General features: G+C 32.8%; 13 protein-coding genes. 12 read left to right on the top strand and 1 reads right to left on the bottom strand.

Annotated elements, in window-relative coordinates:
• Positions 1-58: 58 nt before the first annotated feature.
• Positions 59-1,357 carry a penicillin-binding protein PBP4 gene (gene pbp4, locus HMPREF2597_RS03675; protein WP_002479401.1) on the bottom strand — a complete coding sequence of 433 codons (1,299 nt, stop codon included), beginning with the start codon at positions 1,355-1,357 and terminating at the stop codon, positions 59-61.
• Positions 1,358-1,650: 293 nt separating this feature from the next.
• Between pbp4 and HMPREF2597_RS03670 the strand changes: the two genes are divergently transcribed.
• The 12 genes from HMPREF2597_RS03670 to HMPREF2597_RS03615 all read left to right on the top strand — a co-directional run bounded on the left by HMPREF2597_RS03670 (position 1,651) and on the right by HMPREF2597_RS03615 (position 17,185).
• A complete protein-coding gene (locus tag HMPREF2597_RS03670; protein ID WP_002479400.1) occupies positions 1,651-3,378 on the top strand; it encodes an ABC transporter ATP-binding protein in 1,728 nt (575 codons plus the stop codon).
• 310 nt (positions 3,379-3,688) lie between these two features.
• Complete coding sequence (locus HMPREF2597_RS03665; protein ID WP_002459824.1) at positions 3,689-5,176, top strand: glycosyltransferase; 1,488 nt, start codon at positions 3,689-3,691, stop codon at positions 5,174-5,176.
• A gap of 21 nt (positions 5,177-5,197) precedes the next feature.
• Positions 5,198-7,366 (top strand): bifunctional glycosyltransferase/CDP-glycerol:glycerophosphate glycerophosphotransferase, encoded by a 2,169-nt coding sequence (locus HMPREF2597_RS12345; RefSeq protein ID WP_002479399.1) that lies wholly within the window; start codon positions 5,198-5,200, stop codon positions 7,364-7,366.
• Positions 7,367-7,878: 512 nt separating this feature from the next.
• On the top strand, positions 7,879-9,108 hold the full coding sequence (locus HMPREF2597_RS03655) for a NupC/NupG family nucleoside CNT transporter (RefSeq protein ID WP_002459821.1): 1,230 nt from the start codon (positions 7,879-7,881) through the stop codon (positions 9,106-9,108).
• Between the two features lie 558 nt (positions 9,109-9,666).
• On the top strand, positions 9,667-9,936 hold the full coding sequence (locus HMPREF2597_RS03650; RefSeq protein ID WP_002459820.1) for a hypothetical protein: 270 nt from the start codon (positions 9,667-9,669) through the stop codon (positions 9,934-9,936).
• Positions 9,937-10,186: 250 nt separating this feature from the next.
• Complete coding sequence (locus HMPREF2597_RS03645; protein ID WP_002459819.1) at positions 10,187-11,029, top strand: YitT family protein; 843 nt, start codon at positions 10,187-10,189, stop codon at positions 11,027-11,029.
• 413 nt (positions 11,030-11,442) lie between these two features.
• Positions 11,443-12,240: an ABC transporter ATP-binding protein gene (locus HMPREF2597_RS03640; RefSeq protein WP_012990953.1), complete on the top strand. Its 798-nt coding sequence runs from the start codon at positions 11,443-11,445 to the stop codon at positions 12,238-12,240.
• 26 nt (positions 12,241-12,266) lie between these two features.
• Positions 12,267-13,271 carry a FecCD family ABC transporter permease gene (locus tag HMPREF2597_RS03635; protein ID WP_002459817.1) on the top strand — a complete coding sequence of 335 codons (1,005 nt, stop codon included), beginning with the start codon at positions 12,267-12,269 and terminating at the stop codon, positions 13,269-13,271.
• Entirely contained in the window at positions 13,268-14,284 is a 1,017-nt protein-coding gene (locus tag HMPREF2597_RS03630; RefSeq protein ID WP_002479395.1) for a FecCD family ABC transporter permease, read from the top strand. Before HMPREF2597_RS03635 ends, HMPREF2597_RS03630 begins: the two co-directional genes overlap by 4 nt.
• A gap of 518 nt (positions 14,285-14,802) precedes the next feature.
• Positions 14,803-15,180 carry a dihydroxyacetone kinase phosphoryl donor subunit DhaM gene (gene dhaM / locus HMPREF2597_RS03625; RefSeq protein ID WP_002459815.1) on the top strand — a complete coding sequence of 126 codons (378 nt, stop codon included), beginning with the start codon at positions 14,803-14,805 and terminating at the stop codon, positions 15,178-15,180.
• Between the two features lie 116 nt (positions 15,181-15,296).
• A complete protein-coding gene (locus tag HMPREF2597_RS03620; RefSeq protein ID WP_002459814.1) occupies positions 15,297-15,800 on the top strand; it encodes a hypothetical protein in 504 nt (167 codons plus the stop codon).
• A gap of 317 nt (positions 15,801-16,117) precedes the next feature.
• Positions 16,118-17,185 carry a YkvI family membrane protein gene (locus HMPREF2597_RS03615; protein WP_002479394.1) on the top strand — a complete coding sequence of 356 codons (1,068 nt, stop codon included), beginning with the start codon at positions 16,118-16,120 and terminating at the stop codon, positions 17,183-17,185.
• Positions 17,186-17,273 lie beyond the last annotated feature (88 nt).

Here is a 17,273-nt window from a genome sequence, read left to right as displayed (position 1 = left end):
CTAAGAATTCATAATGAATGCTGTCCCGCTTCCTTAAACTAGGTATCCTAGGTTGTTATTATTTTCTTTTAAACAAACGTTTTATAACTTGGTAAACAATCAGTGCGATGGCAATGATAAGTAAACCAATAGCGGTGGATGTTATGATTGGATGATCTTTCCATGTGCTTTTAGCTATGGTATCTGCTTTATGAATCATAGGTTTCTGAACTTGAACGGTTGGTGGGCCGTATTGTTTAGAAATAAATTGACGTTTGTAATCTAAATGGACTTCACCATCGTTAATGACAAATTGGTAGTCTTTAGCGTGTAATGTTTTAGGAATAACATCGTAAAGATCTTTTTTGATATAATATGTTTTACCATTGATATTATGTTCGCCCTTAGAAAGTACTTTTTTGTATGCATATTGATTGAACGAACTTTCCATTATAGCGTTGCCCATTTTATTTCTCTCTTTTTCGCCACCGAGATTATTATAATCACCTACGCCTAGAATAACTTGGTTAATTCTAAACTTACCACGTTTTGTTGTAATAGTATGGTTGTAATTAGCAATATCACTAGAACCGGTTTTTAAACCATCTGTTCCTGGTAAGCTTAAGCTAGCACCTTCTAATGAATGATTAAATGTATAATACGTTACACCGTGTTGCGTTGGTGCGAGTTGTTTTGTAAAGTGAAGTATATTCGGTGTATCTGCGATGACATGTTGATCAAGAATTGCATAATCTTTTGCTGTAGATGTTGAATTATTATCATTTGTTGTTAGTTTAGGTGCAAATTCTTGCAGTTGCGTGTTTTCTGCCCCAGTTGGGTTAGTGAAATATGTATGCGTCATTCCAAGCTCTTTAGCTTTTTTATTCATAAGCTTTGTAAACGAAGTGACGTTGCCTGATACTTTGTTAGCTAATATTAATGCAGCTGCATTGCTTGAATTAGATACAGTAATTTGTAGTAATTCTGCAATGGTATACACTTCTCCAGGATAGAGTTTTGTATTACTTAATTCAGGTAACGTTGACATGCGATAATGATTTTGTGTGATTTTCACTTTATCATCAAGCGATAAGTCTCCTTTTTTGACAGCTTCTAATGTTAAATACATCGTCATAAGCTTAGTCATCGAGGCAAGATACCATTTTTTATTTCCATGGTAGTTATACAAGATTTGTCCAGTTTGACTGACATTAATTGCACCTTCTGGATCGTATGCAGCAGTTATGCCAGTATAGCCATATTGGGTAGCGATTTGACTTGGGCTTAACACAGCATCCGACTCTGCAGCGAATAGATAAGGGGTAAACTGAGTAAAGCTAACAAGCACCAATATAAGTATTATAAAAATTTTTTTCATAAATTGAGTCCTTTTCTTTGAAGTTAGAATGCTCACATTTTACCACGAATATACTTTTAATAAAACTATAAATCTGATAATTAAGATGTTTTAGTACTTTATTGAATTTAAAAAAATATTAAATGTGTGTTTTTTTAATATTAGTATTATACTAATACTATAGAACTCGGAGCTTAGCAGTGTTATAGTAACAATAAACTGTGATAGTAAATAAGAAATGATTGAAAACAGTCAAAATAACAGAAAATAGCAAGCTTCATAATAAATAAGATAAAAATTGTAGAGGTAAAAGCATGAAAGCACAAAATCCATTATTTTTCCTGTTCAAAAAACTTAATTGGCCAGTTGGGTTGATTATAGGAGCAGTTATTATTACTAGTTTAGGTAGCATTAGTGGTTTATTAATTCCACTATTTACCGGTAAGATGGTTGATAAATTTTCAATGAGTAGTGTTAACTGGCGTACTGCCGTCATTTTTGGTAGCATTTTCATCTTAAATGCTTTGTTAAGTGGTATCGGCCTATATTTGCTAAGTAAAATTGGTGAAAAAGTAATTTACGCCATACGTTCTTTGTTGTGGGAACATATTATTAAACTAAAAATGCCATTTTTTGATAAAAATGAGAGCGGTCAGCTTATGAGTCGTTTAACAGATGACACAAAGGTAATTAATGAATTTATTTCACAAAAATTACCTGATTTGTTGCCATCAATTCTAACGCTCGTGGGTTCTCTCATCATGCTATTTATCATGGATTGGCAAATGACATTATTAACCTTTATTACGATTCCAATTTTTATTGCGATCATCATGCCTTTGGGTCGTATCATGCAACATATTTCTAAAAATACACAAACAGAAATTGCTAATTTTAGTGGTTTATTAGGCCGTGTATTAACTGAAATGCGTTTAGTTAAAGTATCTAATACTGAGAGAAAAGAATTAGATAACGCGCACAGAAACTTGCAATCTATTTATAATTTAGGTTTAAAACAAGCTAAAATTACAGCAGTTATTCAACCCATTTCGAGTGTGATTATGCTGATTACGATTGCTGTCATTTTAGGATTTGGTGCCATACGTATCGCCAGCGGTGCCATCACTGCCGGGACATTGATTGCGATGATTTTTTATGTGATTCAATTATCTATGCCATTGATAAATTTATCGACATTAGTTACCGATTACAAAAAAGCAGTAGGTGCTAGTAATAGAATTTATGAAATTATGCAAGAGCCAACCGAACAGACTGAAATCACTGACGAAGAAGCGATTAACATCGTTGACGATGGAGAATTAACATTTGATCATGTGACATTCAAATATGATGTAAAGGATATATTGAAGGATGTATCATTTCGTATTCCACAAGGTCAGGTTAGTGCCTTTGTAGGTCCATCAGGTTCTGGTAAAAGTACGATTTTCAACTTAATAGAGCGCATGTATGATATTGATGGGGGAGATATCAAGTATCATAACCAAAGTATTTATGATATCTCACTGTCTAAATGGCGTAATAAAATAGGATATGTGATGCAGTCTAACTCCATGATGAGTGGGAGCATTCGCGATAATATTTTATATGGTATTAATAGACAAATTTCTGATGAAGAACTCATTGAATATAGTAAGTTAGCTAATTGTCATGATTTTATTATGCAATTTGATGATGGATATGACACGTTAGTAGGTGAACGTGGTCTTAAGCTTTCTGGTGGTCAACGCCAACGTATCGATATTGCACGTAGCTTTGTAAAAAATCCGGATATTTTATTACTAGACGAAGCCACAGCAAATCTAGATAGTGAAAGTGAACAAAAAATTCAAGAAGCGTTAGAAGTGCTCATGAAAGGACGTACAACGATTGTAATCGCTCACCGCTTATCGACAATTAAAAAGGCAGGACAAATTATCTTTATTGATCAAGGCCAAGTAACTGGTGAGGGTACGCATTCAGAGCTAATGGCTGAGCATGACAAATATCGTAAATTTGTTACGACTCAAAATTTATCAGAATAATTTTAGAGCTAGACTTTAAAACAATGAAATGATAAACAATCTTTAAGCTACGAATTAATAGATTTAATTTGAAATTATTTTATGAATATGAAATAATCAACTCTAATTTAACTATATCTAAAGCAAAGATGATTAAAGTTGAGACACAAAAATACCGACTTTAAATAGCGTCAAATTCATTTGTATCTTAAGTTAAGATGACAATATGAAGTTGGCGCTATAATGGCTTTTATATCACTTGCAAATTTTTTGCTATTGATGCAGACGTTAATCACTGTGCGTGATGCTTTGATATATTGGAGGAGATTATGTGTTATATACGGTGACTTCAACCTTACCGCCAGTGCATGGTGGAAGAACGAAATCATTATTAAAAAGGATTAAATTTTTAGAGGAAAAATTGAACAAATCATCGACAATATTGACGACAAACTATAATCCTAACTATAAAAAAGTGTATGATAAATTCAAACAACAAGGGATTATTACGGAAAATTTGAAGATTGATAATATTTATGATTGGCTAGCAGATTATAAATTGTTAGAAAAACCAAAAACGAAGTCACTATTGCACCGAGGACCAAAGGAAACCGCAGTTAAAATACCTGGGTTGACTTCTAAAGTAAAGGGAAATACGGTTAACTATTATCAACATGAACAACACGTAATGACTAGAAAATATTATAAGCATTCTAACGTAATGAAAACAGAGGAGTTACTTGCAACTGAAACGAAAGTTAAAATTCAACGTAAAGACTACACTGTAAACGGTAAACTGCATAGAATCGTCACGTATAACCCCAAAAACACCTTCAAGTTGAAAGAACAATACTATGAAAAAAAGGGTACGCTTTATTTAGAAAAACATTTTTCAAATGATCAAGAAAATAAACTGTTTCAAATTATTTATTATCCAAAGCATAAGTCTCGACGGGTCTTTAATACTGAAAAAGAAATGTTTACCTATTATTTTAATCATGTTTTGTCAGATGGCAGCGTGGTATTCAATGATGCACGACTATTAGATCGTTCATTGATTCAGTGTGAAAATAATATTAAACGTATTTTAGTACTTCATAGCAATCATCTTGAACATGGTAAAATCCGAAAGTCTTATGGTTTGGCTTTAGAAAATAGCGCGTCTATTTATAAATATCTTGTGTTGACTCACTATCAAAAGGCAGATATTCAGCAACAATTTAATATAAGTGATGATAAGATTGAAGTGATTCCACATTTTCAACATCAATTATTGACCGAACCATCCGAGAAAGTTGATGATTACTTCTGTTTTATTGGCAGGATTGCTAAAGAAAAACAGCTCGATCATCTTATTCATGCTTTCCAACAATATTTGGCTAAAGGATATAATAGTCAACTTCATATTTATGGAGAAGATGTTGATAATCAAGTGTCATCTTTAAAAGACTTAACAACTGAATTAGGTATTTGTGATAATGTAGTGTTTAATACGCATACAAATCAGCCAGAGCGTGTCTTTCAACATGCTACAGCGTCATTGCTGACCAGCCAATATGAAGGCTTTGGCATGACGATTATGGAAAGTATTCATAACGGTTGCCCTGTGGTATCATATGACGTTCGGTATGGACCTAGTGAGCTGATTATTGATGGTGAAAATGGGCTATTAATTGATGCGGGCGACGTGACCGCTTTTGCTAATGGAATAGAAAAAGTTAGAAATATCAAGCGTGAAGATGTAAAATTAAGTGAAAAATTTAGTGAAGCTGCAGCGGTAAAAAACTATCAAAAACTTATCCAAGAGATAAGTAACTAAAGTAAAATGGAGCGAAACATATTGAATAAATTATCGGTTATTGTGACATATTATAACAATGAAGACCATATTGGTGATTGTATCACCAGTTTAAAAAATCAGAGAAATCAAGATTTTGATATCATTATTGTCGATGACGGTTCAATAGATGCATCGACAGAAATATTACAACAGCAATTAGCAACGTATGATAAAGATGTGACATTCGTTCAAATCGAACATAACTCAGGGCATGCACATGCACGAAATGTGGCATTAGACTATGTTGATACCCCATATGTGATGTTCCTTGATGCGGATGACCAATTAGCAAGCTATGCAATAGACTTTTATTTAAACCATGTGAATGGACTTGATGGCTTGATTGCTCCCATTCATAAGTTTACCAATCATCGACCACAGTACGTTGATAAAGATAAAGTACGTTTAGAGTATTTATCACACCAAACAAATCCTAATTCTTTTTTACGAAAACATACAGTTTGTAATATATTATTCAGAACAGCTATTATTAAAGCCCATCACATTAGATTCAATGAAAGTTTAAGAATTTTTACAGATATGTCATTTACACTGGAATATTTGAAATACGCTGAACATTTTGTCAGAGTTTTTGACTTCCCATTTTATTATCGTGGAGAAGTTTATGATCCATTTAATAGCAATACATTAAGTGATCAAGATTTTGTTTTGACATTTGATGATTATGTGGAGAGCTTTTTCGATGCGATGCAACGTACTGATAATAAAAAAATTCAAAGCTTTTTAATAGATAAAATGAAAAATGAAATTAAACAAGGATTTGATCCATCATTAAGAGATATAAAAGCGCGTTATGTTGCATTGGAAGACAGTTTAATTAAAGTGGTTAAAGCAGTGAAATGGAATATTATTCGAGATGGTAAATTACTTTATAATCTTGAAGTGCTTTTCCTTGCTATGAATGATGTGGACCATGCGAAATACATCAATAAGTTACGTAAAAAAACGAGATTAGTCAAAGATATTGTTACTAATAGCAAAGCGAAAGAACGCTCAAGATATCAATTGACAGATGATAAAGATATTGTAGATGACAAGACAATTGTCTTTGAATCATTTGGTGGTAAAAATTATAGTGACAGTCCAAAATATATTTATGAATATATGCAACAACACTACCCACAGTTAAATTATATTTGGGTTTGTGCTAGACCAGAACAAACTGTCATTCCAGGAAATGCTATTAAAGTGCAAAAAGGTTCTAGGGCGTATTATCAAGCATATGCTAAAGCAAAATATTGGGTTTCTAATGCTCGTCTACCACTGTACTTAAATAAAAAAGAAAACCAAGTATATATTCAAACATGGCATGGTACACCACTTAAGCGTTTGGCTAATGATATGAAAGTTGTCAGAATGCCAGGAACAACAACAGCAAATTATAAGAAGAACTTTTATTCTGAAGCTTCACGCTGGGATTATTTAGTGTCTCCAAATAGATATTCTACAAATATCTTTAAAACTGCTTTTTGGATGGATGAGGCCCGTATTTGGGAAATAGGATATCCACGTAATGATGTCTTAGTCACACGTCAAAATGATACAGATTATCTAAATCAAATTAAGAGAGATTTAAATCTCCCAGAAGATAAAAAAGTAATCATGTATGCACCGACTTGGCGAGATGATGAATTTGTCAAAAAAGGACAATATCTATTTGATTTAAAAATCAATTTGGCTAACTTACAAAAGCAAATCGGTGATGACTATGTGATTTTATTGCGTATGCATTATTTAATTGCAAATGCTTTAGATTTAAATGGATATGAAGATTTCGCGATAGATGTTTCTAATTACAATGATATTTCAGAACTATATTTAATCTCAGATGCCTTAATTACCGACTATTCGTCTGTTATGTTTGATTATGGTATTCTAAAACGACCACAATTCTTCTTTGCTTATGATATTGAAAAATATGATAAAGGCCTTCGTGGCTTCTATATGGATTATATGAATGATTTACCAGGAGAAATTATCACTGATGAATTTAAATTAGCTGAAGAACTCAAACACATTGATAAACATAAAGAACGCTATAAAGATAAAATTGAGAAGTTTTATCAAGACTTTTGTTCACTTGAGAAAGGTCATGCTTCACAGTTTATTGGTGATCATATTTATAATGATATTCATCGTCATCAATAGTATAATTAATCGCCAATCAAATTTAGAATATTAATCATAGAATGAGACGCCCTAAATGTATTGTCAGAATTCATTTAGGGTGTTTTTATATTAATGATTTATAGTATTGTCTTAATTTTCAAGGGTGCTATCATAACTTTGGATGGATACTAATTTCCTTGAAGACTTGCCTCAGTCAATAGCTATTTATATAAAATTTGATAAATTATCACTAAATACCAGAAAAATACTAGATCTACAACACGATAAATATAGTATTAATAAAAAAATGGCGATTTCTATTAAAAATTAAGTAGAAATTGCTATTTTCTTTGTTTAGAAACAATTTATATACTGAATGCTATTTTGTTGTAATTATGAATTTGCTAAAACGTCATATCCTCTTATGGTAAGCCCGTGGTATAATATTTCATGTAGAATTTACAGATATTTTACATGTTTACTTTAAAAAGTGTATTCAAAATCTCATCTTAGATTGTTCATCTAAGGTGAAATAAAAAGGTAGGTGCCTTATGTTTTTAATTATCAATATTATAGGGTTATTTGTATTTTTAGGCATTGCTTATGCATGTTCGCGCAATCGGAAACATATTCAATGGAAGTCAATAGGAATATTAGTTGCACTTAATCTCTTTTTGGCATGGTTCTTTGTGTACTTTGAACAGGGAAGAAAAGTCGTTAGAGGTTTAGCTAACGCGATAGCTTGGGTTATTCAATCAGCGAATGAAGGAACTGGCTTTGCCTTTAAAAGTTTTGTGAGTGGGAAAATGATGGACATGGCAGTCAGTGCATTATTTCCTATTTTGTTAATTGTGCCATTATTTGATATTTTAATGTATTTTAACGTGTTACCTAAAATTATTGGGGGCATAGGTTGGTTACTAGCAAAAATTACGCGTCAGCCAAAGTTTGAATCATTCTTTGGTGTTGAAATGATGTTTTTAGGTAATACAGAAGCTTTAGCTGTTTCGAATGAACAATTAAAGCGTATGAATGAAATGCGTGTGTTAACCGTAGCAATGATGTCGATGAGTTCGATTTCTGGAGCTATTGTTGGCGCTTACGTTCGCATGATTCCAGGAGATTTAGTCTTAACGGCAATACCGCTTAATATTATCAATGCTATTATTGTAACGTCATTGCTCAATCCAGTGACGGTTGAAGAACAGGAAGATATTATCTATAGTATTAATACGAATAAACAAGAACGTCAACCGTTCTTTTCATTTTTAGGCGATTCTGTCTTAGCTGCAGGCAAGTTAGTACTGATTATTATCGCCTTTGTAATTAGTTTTGTAGCATTAGCAGATTTGTTTGATCGTTTTATTAATCTTATAACAGGGTTAATTGCTGGTTGGATGGGCTTCAAATTTAGCTTTGGTTTAGACCAAATACTAGGTGCAATTATGTATCCATTTGCGCTACTATTAGGGTTACCAATAGACCAAGCTTGGCACGTGGCACAAGATATGGCTAAGAAAATTGTGACAAATGAATTTGTTGTAATGGGGAAAATTTCGAGTGTCATAGATACATATAGTCCACATCGACGTGCAGTGATTTCAACATTCTTGGTATCTTTTGCAAACTTCTCGACAATCGGAATGATTATTGGAACATTAAAAGGCATTGTCGATAAGAAGACATCAGATTTTGTGTCTAAATATGTGCCTATGATGTTATTATCTGGTATTTTAGTGTCATTATTAACAGCTGCTTTTGTTGGCTTATTTGCTTGGTAATGAAAAATAAAAAGCCCCTATGCTATTACATGACTAAATGTATAGTATTGGGGTGTACTTATGTTTAGTAAATAGATAAAAACCAAGCACGAACAGTAAGGACACACTCTTTGCACTTGGTTTTTATGGGAAATGAATATTAATGTACTTGTAACGGTAAGGACTAGGTACTGTCACAGTACTTCGAGCAAAATTTGTTTGTTAATATAAACAACACAAAGGAGATAACTTCTCTTAATAAGAAGTTATACACATTATAACAGAAGAGAACTAAAATGTGAATAGAAAATTCAGAAAATTTAAATTTGTTTATAAATTCATTGCTTAACTTGATTTTATGGCACGCATAGTATTTACGTTTTTAATAATTATAATGAATAGTTATCAGAAGTATAGAACTGAAAATGAAGTGCATCATAAAAGTGTTGAAAAGCTCATACTACTTGTAGTTATATAGAGGGTATGTTTATATTATAATCGAAAGGATTATGTAAAAAATGCTTAAGCAAGGCGATAAAAAGTACATATAGGACACTTATATAAGTGGGTGAATATAATATGGAACGTGTAATATATGGTATTAATATCCTTAACTATATCATCGTTTTAACTATGATTTTTATCTTTAGAGATGCGTTAAGTAGTTATGGATTTTACATTGTTGCTACCTTTAGTGCAACAAGTTTACTGTTATTACTATTATCTATAATTTATAGTATTTATTATCGATACAATGATGACTTGAAAAATCATTGCTACATTAGCGTTTTTATCAATTTATTTAATATCATAATTATCGCTACAGCACTTTTAATCTTTTTATTCTAAGCTTCAATGAAATATATACTTACGTAATTTATATTAAATTCGGTTGACTTGTAAATTAATTAAGAAAGAATAGAGCGAAATAGCAAAGAAGTAACGAACTTTGCTTTCGCTTTTTTTATATCTTATTTTCTAAAAGTAGCGACTTTAGTCTCAACTTTTAGAAAATTTAATCATCACAGGTTTAAATTTCATATAAAGTCTCGTATGATGTTTATATATTACAGCTTTTACCTAAGACATTGCAGAGGGGATGAGTATAGTGAATAAACTTATTAGAGATATAGTATTTGTTATTATAGGTTCTTTTATTTTTTCTGCTGGTGTGAATGCCTTTATTATTTCCGGTAATTTAGGTGAAGGTGGTGTGACAGGTATGGCAATCATACTTTACTATGCCTTTCATATTTCGCCGGCAGTGACTAATTTTGTTGCTAATGCTATTTTAATCATCGCAGGTTACAAGTTTCTAAGTAAACGAAGCACGTATTTAACCATTTTGGCAACCATATTAATCTCTGTATTTTTAGGATTAACTGAAAACTGGCATATTAAAACGTCAAATATCATTATTAATTGCATATTTGGTGGTGGTTCGGTGGGACTTGGTATTGGGATAATCGTGTTAGCCGGAGGAACAACTGCTGGGACAACAATTCTTGCACGGATTGCTAATAAATATTTAGACGTTAGTACACCTTATGCTTTGCTCTTTTTTGATTTAATTGTGGTACTGATTTCTTTAACAGTATTACCAATAGAAATGGTATTAGTCACTGTTATTTCACTCTATATAGGTACTAAAGTTATGGAATATGTCATTGAAGGATTAAACACAAAAAAAGCAATGACCATTATTTCAAGTAAGTCTGAAGATGTAGCTAAAGCAATTGGTGAGCAGGTAGGAAGAGGCCTGACCATATTAAATGGGCATGGGTATTATACACGAGAGCAAAAAGATGTCTTGTACGTGGTCATCAGTAAGACGCAAGTGTCAAGAGCAAAGCGCATTATTAAGCGTATTGATGATCATGCATTTTTAGTGATTCACGATGTGCGTGATGTCTATGGGAATGGTTTTCTTGTCGAAGAATAATCAAAGGAATAGAACAGAAATCGAACTTCTTAACAAAGGTTGTATTGTTTAGCACAATAATCATGCTAAGTTTGAACACGTAGTGCTTATTTATATTTGTTGAATCCCACATGATTGTTGTTGGGAGCGGGACAGCATTCATTATAAATTCGTAGTCCCGCCCCGGCAAGGTTGACTAGGAATGAAAAAAGCGTGGTATAAGCGTATTTTCAATTCAGTCAACTACTGTCAATATAGTGTTCATCGCCTAAAATATATTGATGTCTCAACCATTTTGTATAAATAAAAAAGTTTGTTAGTCAATAACTTGTAAAGATGTTATAATAGCTTTTATGATAATGATTATCAATTGCGTTGTGACAATTAAAATATAGAATAGAAATAAATGAGAATAAATAGAAAGTTGGGGAATTATGAGTCGCTTGAATGGACAACAAGTTGAAATTGGATATGGTGATCATACGATAATTAATAACCTTGATGTAGAAATTCCTGATGGTAAAATAACATCAATTATTGGACCAAATGGATGTGGGAAATCTACGTTATTGAAAGCTTTATCTCGATTACTGTCGATAAAAAAAGGACAAATTATACTTGATGGTGAAAGTATTCATACACAGTCAACAAAAGAAATTGCTAAAAAGATTGCAATCTTACCACAATCTCCAGAAGTAGCTGATGGTTTAACGGTAGGTGAACTTGTTTCATATGGCCGTTTTCCGCATCAGAAAGGATTTGGTCGTCTTTCAGCTGAAGATAAAAAAGAAATTGATTGGGCATTAACTGTAACAGGAACATATGACTTCCGTCACCGCTCAATTAATGACTTAAGTGGTGGACAAAGACAACGCGTATGGATTGCAATGGCCTTAGCACAAAAAACCGACATTATATTTTTGGATGAACCTACAACATACTTAGATATTTGTCACCAGTTAGAAATTTTAGAACTTGTTCAGCGTTTAAACGAAGAACAAGGGTGCACCATTGTGATGGTCTTACATGATATTAACCAGGCTATTCGCTTTTCAGACCATTTGATTGCTATGAAAGATGGGGAAATCGTCGCAAATGGTACAACTAAAGAGGTACTTACAAAGCAAATCTTAGAACAGGTGTTTAATATTGATGTTGTGTTAAGTGAAGATCCACGTACAGGCAAACCATTATTAGTTACCTATGATTTGTTTAGTAAAACATACTCATAAAGATATTTTGAAAAGGATACGTTTTTATGTCGAGCAAAGTAAGTAAGAAAAGAATCAGTTTTATTGTTTATTTGATAGCGACAATAATATTGCTAATAATGGCATTATTATGCTCCATCCTAATAGGGGATGCTAAAATTGATTTTGGCACTATCATGGAAGCAATTTTTAATTATAATCCACATAATCAGCAGCATAATATTATTAGTGAAATTCGTATACCAAGAGATTTAGGTGCTGTCCTTGTTGGGATGGCTTTAGCAGTCGCTGGTGCTGTTATTCAAGGCGTAACTAAAAATGGATTGGCAGACCCTAGCTTAATTGGTTTAAATTCAGGTGCATCATTTGGATTGGCAACAACGTTTGCTTTTTATCCAAGTGCACCTTTTTTAATCATGATGTTGGCTGGATTTTTGGGAGCTATGATAGGTGGATTGATTGTCTTGATGATTGGTAGGTCAAGACGTGACGGATTTAATCCCATGCGCATTATTCTAGCTGGTGCAGCGGTCAGTGCAATGTTGACGGCTTTGAGTCAAGGGATAGCATTGGTATTTCGATTAAATCAATCGTTGACGTTTTGGTCAGCTGGAGGTGTATCAGGTACCACGTGGCATCAATTATGGTGGAGTGGTCCGATCATTATTGTTGCAATCATCGTGATGTTAACCATAAGTAAGCAGTTGACGATTTTAAACCTAGGTGAATCTTTAGCAAAAGGATTAGGTCAGAATGTAACGCTGATTAGAGGCTTAAGTTTAATTTTATCAATGGTACTTGCTGGTGTAGCAGTCTCTATGGTAGGGCAAATCGCATTTGTTGGTTTAATGGTACCTCACATAGTTCGATTTTTAGTTGGTACGGATTATGCTAAAGTATTGCCATTGACAGCGATTATGGGTGGTTTGCTGATGATTGTAGCGGATACAGTAGCGCGCATGTTAGGAGATGCTCCAGTGGGTGCAATCATATCATTTATCGGTGTACCTTACTTCTTATATCTTGTTAAAAGAGGAGGGCGTTCGATATGATTGATCCAAGACTTAGACGTAAACAAATCATTACATTTATTATCATCACGGTGTTATTACTTTTTGCATGTGCTCTAAGTGTTTCGACCGGTGAATATAAAATTCCTATGGATCGTTTTTTTAAGACGTTATTTGGTTTTGGAGAATATACTGACCAGCTTATCTTGATGGAATTTAGGTTTCCAAGAATGATTATTACTATTTTAGCAGGCGCCGCATTAAGTATGAGTGGCGCGATTATTCAAAGTGTTACTAAAAATCCAATTGCAGAACCAGGTATTTTAGGTATTAATGCTGGTGGCGGTTTTGCCATTGCCATTTTTGTTTCTATAGGGCAAGTTGATCCAGATAATTTCATTTATGTGTTACCACTCATTAGTATTATTGGTGGTGTAGCAACTGCACTTTTAATTTTTTCATTTAGTTTAAATAAAAGAGATGGCATTACGCCATCGAGTATGGTGCTTGTAGGTGTTGGAATGCAAGCAGCATTGTATGGCGGCTCGATTACGTTAACTTCTAAATTTGATGAAGATCAGTCAGAGTTCATCGCGAATTGGTTTGCAGGAAGTATATGGGGAGACGAATGGGCATTTGTACTTGCATTCTTACCATGGATTGTGATTATTTTACCTTATTTATTATTTAAATCTAATGAATTAAATTTAATTAACACACATGAACACATTGCAAAAGGCTTAGGTGTTAAATTAGAACGTGAAAGAATCGTGTTGTTTTTTGTAGCAGTAATACTTTCTTCAGTTGCCGTAGCTGTTGCTGGCTCGATTGCTTTTATTGGCTTGATGGGGCCACATATTGCTAAGACAATTGTTGGTCCAAGACATCAACTTTTCTTAACTATAGCAGTAGTAATAGGTGCGTTCTTGCTTGTTATTTCAGATACAATTGGTAAATTAGTTTTAGAACCAACAGGTATACCTGCAGGCATTGTAGTAGCCATTATCGGTGCACCTTATTTCCTATTTTTAATGTATAAAGCTAAATCTATTTAATAAAATTCGTGTTGGAATGAATCAAAAAGGTAAAATATTTAGCTAAGTCAATACAGCTAATACCATTTGTAAAAGTATTAATGAGCCAATGTGCTTGCTTTTTTATATTTTGATAAATTACATTACGATTGATAACTTGATGTTGCTGGGAGCGGGATTACGAATTCATAATGAATTTTGTACCGCTCCTTATATTTATGTGTTGGTAGTAGTTGTAGTAAATATGTGATATGCAGTTAAAACATTATGCATCCTTTATATAGCCATAAATGATATATCAAGCTGTTTCTTAAAATGAAAATTCGACAATGATGAAAGATTGATTTTAATGCATGTATCGTATATTTTATAAGTGAATATGACCTGGTCAAAACGGAAGGTAGCATCTTGTTGGGGTTTAAGTGGAAAAGTACAATTAATGTTGGCATTTCATATGTAATATTTTATATAATTTATAGTAATACAACTTGTGATAGATGGCAGAAGGTAAAAATACTAAATGCAGGGAGAGATGACTTATGACAGCAATTGTTTTGGTAAGTCATAGTGAAGCGATTGCAAATGGTACGAAAGACTTACTGAAGGATATCTCAAAAGATGTTAATATTATTGCATATGGTGGAGAAAATCATAAGTATGGAACGTCAGCAGACGATATTTTAACAATACTGAATCAATTAGAAGAAGATGCATTGTGTTTTTATGACTTAGGATCGGCAGATATGAATTTAGACTTAGCAATTGAGGCATATGATGGAAGTTTTCATATTTATAAAGTGAATGCGCCAATTGTGGAGGGTAGTTTTACCGCAACAGTAAATTTGTCAATGGGAGAAACTGTTGACAAAATATTAAATGATATTGAACAATATTCATTCAAAAAATCAACATTTTAATTATAAAATTAAAATGTAAAAGTTATACTGTGAAATTTTTGCATAGTGCATGCGAAAATGTAAGGTTTATGTTAAACTAAGGAAAATGAGTCCATCTGTGAAAGGAGGACATTAGTATGCAAGAACAAATAAAGAATTTAGTTTTAAATGGTAACTTTGATGCTGTAAGAGAATTAATGTCCGAAGCAGATTATTTAGAATTTGAAGAAGCATATATCTCAAGTGCGCATGAAGTTGAAAGCATGATGTTTTATACGTGCATTTTAGATATGATAAAAGATGAAGAAACAGCTGAATTACATGATTTAGCATTTTTATTACTTGTTTACCCATTGAGTGAAGCAGAAGGTGCGTTGAATTCTGCATATTATCATGCACAAGCATCTATTCAATTAACTGAAGGTAAAGAAGTGAAAAGCTTATTACAAATGCTGTTACTACATGCAATTCCTGAGCCAGTCATTTCAGATGCAAAAGCACTTAAAGTAGCTAAACAAATATTGAAATTAGATCCATCGAATAGTGTGGCAAGAAATATTCTTAAAGAGACAGCTAAACGTATGGATAACGTTGTTGTAGATTTCAACGAATTAAATCGCTATAAAGATGCACATTCATAATATCATTTAAGCTGCGTTAGAAAAACCTTAAACTTGTCAATTGATGAGTTTAGGGCTTTTCTTTTGTTGAAAACGGTTTGCATCTTATCTTCTACTTTCGTGTGTTTACTGTTATAGTATTAAGGTTAATTAGAAATTCAGAAGCAAAGATGCACTACATAACAAAAAAATGGGTAATATTACAACGAGCTCTATTGCTGTTTAGCATAGGCAATAACGCTGATTTGCACCGTCACAACAGCTTTATGCATACTTGCATATTGCAATCAGTACGTTATAATGCTCAATGTCTAAATTTTAAGGAGGTAATTATTTACATGGGGCTGAATAAAGAAGCTGTTAAAATAGGTTTCGCTTACGTCGGCATTGTTGTCGGCGCAGGATTTTCAACCGGTCAAGAAGTTATGCAATTCTTTACACCTTATGGTTTATGGTCATATATTGGTGTAGTTTTATCTGGTTTAATATTAGGATTCATTGGGCGCCAAGTAGCTAAAATTGGTACAGCATTTGAAGCGACAAACCATGAATCAACGCTTCAGTACATTTTTGGTGAAAAGTTTAGTAAAATATTCGATTATATTCTTGTCTTTTTCTTATTTGGTATTGCAGTTACAATGATTGCAGGTGCAGGATCTACATTTACTGAGAGTTTTGGTATTCCTACATGGCTTGGTGCATTAATTATGACACTGGTCATCTACGGCACATTACTTTTAGACTTCAATAAAATCGTACAGGCGTTAGGAATAGTAACGCCATTCTTAATTGTGATGGTCGTGTTAATCGCTATTGTGTACTTATTTAAAGGCACAGTACCTTTAAATGAAGTTGATCAAGTTGTTCCTAAAACAAGTATCGTTTGGGGCATATTAAAAGGTTTACAATACGGAGGATTAGCATTTGCTGTTGGATTTAGTACCATTGTAGCTATCGGGGGTGATGCTTCAAAACGTCACGTCTCAGGTGCAGGTGCAATGTTTGGAGGTATTGTTTATACTATTTTGTTAGCACTTATTAACTTTGCTTTACAAACAGAATATCCAAATATTAAAGATGCGGCAATACCTACATTAAACCTAGCTAATGAAATCAATTCTTGGTTAGGATTGATATTGACAATAATTATGTTAGCTGTCATGTATAATACGATATTAGGTTTATGCTATTCATTTGCTGCACGTTTTACTGAACCGTACAGTAAGAAGTATCATATTTTTATAATAATCATGATGATTGCAGCATATATTTTAAGCTTCGTAGGCTTTGCTGATTTAATTAACTCACTTTATAATATTATGGGAGTTGTAGGATTATTTATTGTTGTTGCAGTACTTATAAAATATTTTAAACGTAAAAATGACAATAAAAAACATATTGCGTAAAGAATCATGGCAATTACGCTTTACAATTAAATTAAGTTGTTTTAATCTTAAAAGCAATTCGTCACTATGAAAAAGGCGAGTTGCTTTA

Origin of the sequence: Staphylococcus sp. HMSC063A07 (assembly GCF_001836955.1) — a bacterium.
Lineage (GTDB): Bacteria > Bacillota > Bacilli > Staphylococcales > Staphylococcaceae > Staphylococcus > Staphylococcus lugdunensis.
The sequence above is the reverse complement of the archived record's forward strand: the minus strand, read 5'-3'. Positions and strand labels throughout refer to the sequence as shown.

Excerpts from the sequence above, each read along its gene's own strand:
- pbp4 (WP_002479401.1), bottom strand. The coding sequence starts at position 1,357 with ATGAAAAAAATTTTTATAATACTTATATTGGTGCTTGTTAGCTTTACT.
- HMPREF2597_RS03670 (WP_002479400.1), top strand. The coding sequence starts at position 1,651 with ATGAAAGCACAAAATCCATTATTTTTCCTGTTCAAAAAACTTAATTGG.
- HMPREF2597_RS03655 (WP_002459821.1), top strand. The coding sequence starts at position 7,879 with ATGTTTTTAATTATCAATATTATAGGGTTATTTGTATTTTTAGGCATT.
- HMPREF2597_RS03650 (WP_002459820.1), top strand. The coding sequence starts at position 9,667 with ATGGAACGTGTAATATATGGTATTAATATCCTTAACTATATCATCGTT.
- HMPREF2597_RS03645 (WP_002459819.1), top strand. The coding sequence starts at position 10,187 with ATGAGTATAGTGAATAAACTTATTAGAGATATAGTATTTGTTATTATA.
- HMPREF2597_RS03640 (WP_012990953.1), top strand. The coding sequence starts at position 11,443 with ATGAGTCGCTTGAATGGACAACAAGTTGAAATTGGATATGGTGATCAT.
- HMPREF2597_RS03635 (WP_002459817.1), top strand. The coding sequence starts at position 12,267 with ATGTCGAGCAAAGTAAGTAAGAAAAGAATCAGTTTTATTGTTTATTTG.
- HMPREF2597_RS03630 (WP_002479395.1), top strand. The coding sequence starts at position 13,268 with ATGATTGATCCAAGACTTAGACGTAAACAAATCATTACATTTATTATC.
- dhaM (WP_002459815.1), top strand. The coding sequence starts at position 14,803 with ATGACAGCAATTGTTTTGGTAAGTCATAGTGAAGCGATTGCAAATGGT.
- HMPREF2597_RS03620 (WP_002459814.1), top strand. The coding sequence starts at position 15,297 with ATGCAAGAACAAATAAAGAATTTAGTTTTAAATGGTAACTTTGATGCT.
- HMPREF2597_RS03615 (WP_002479394.1), top strand. The coding sequence starts at position 16,118 with ATGGGGCTGAATAAAGAAGCTGTTAAAATAGGTTTCGCTTACGTCGGC.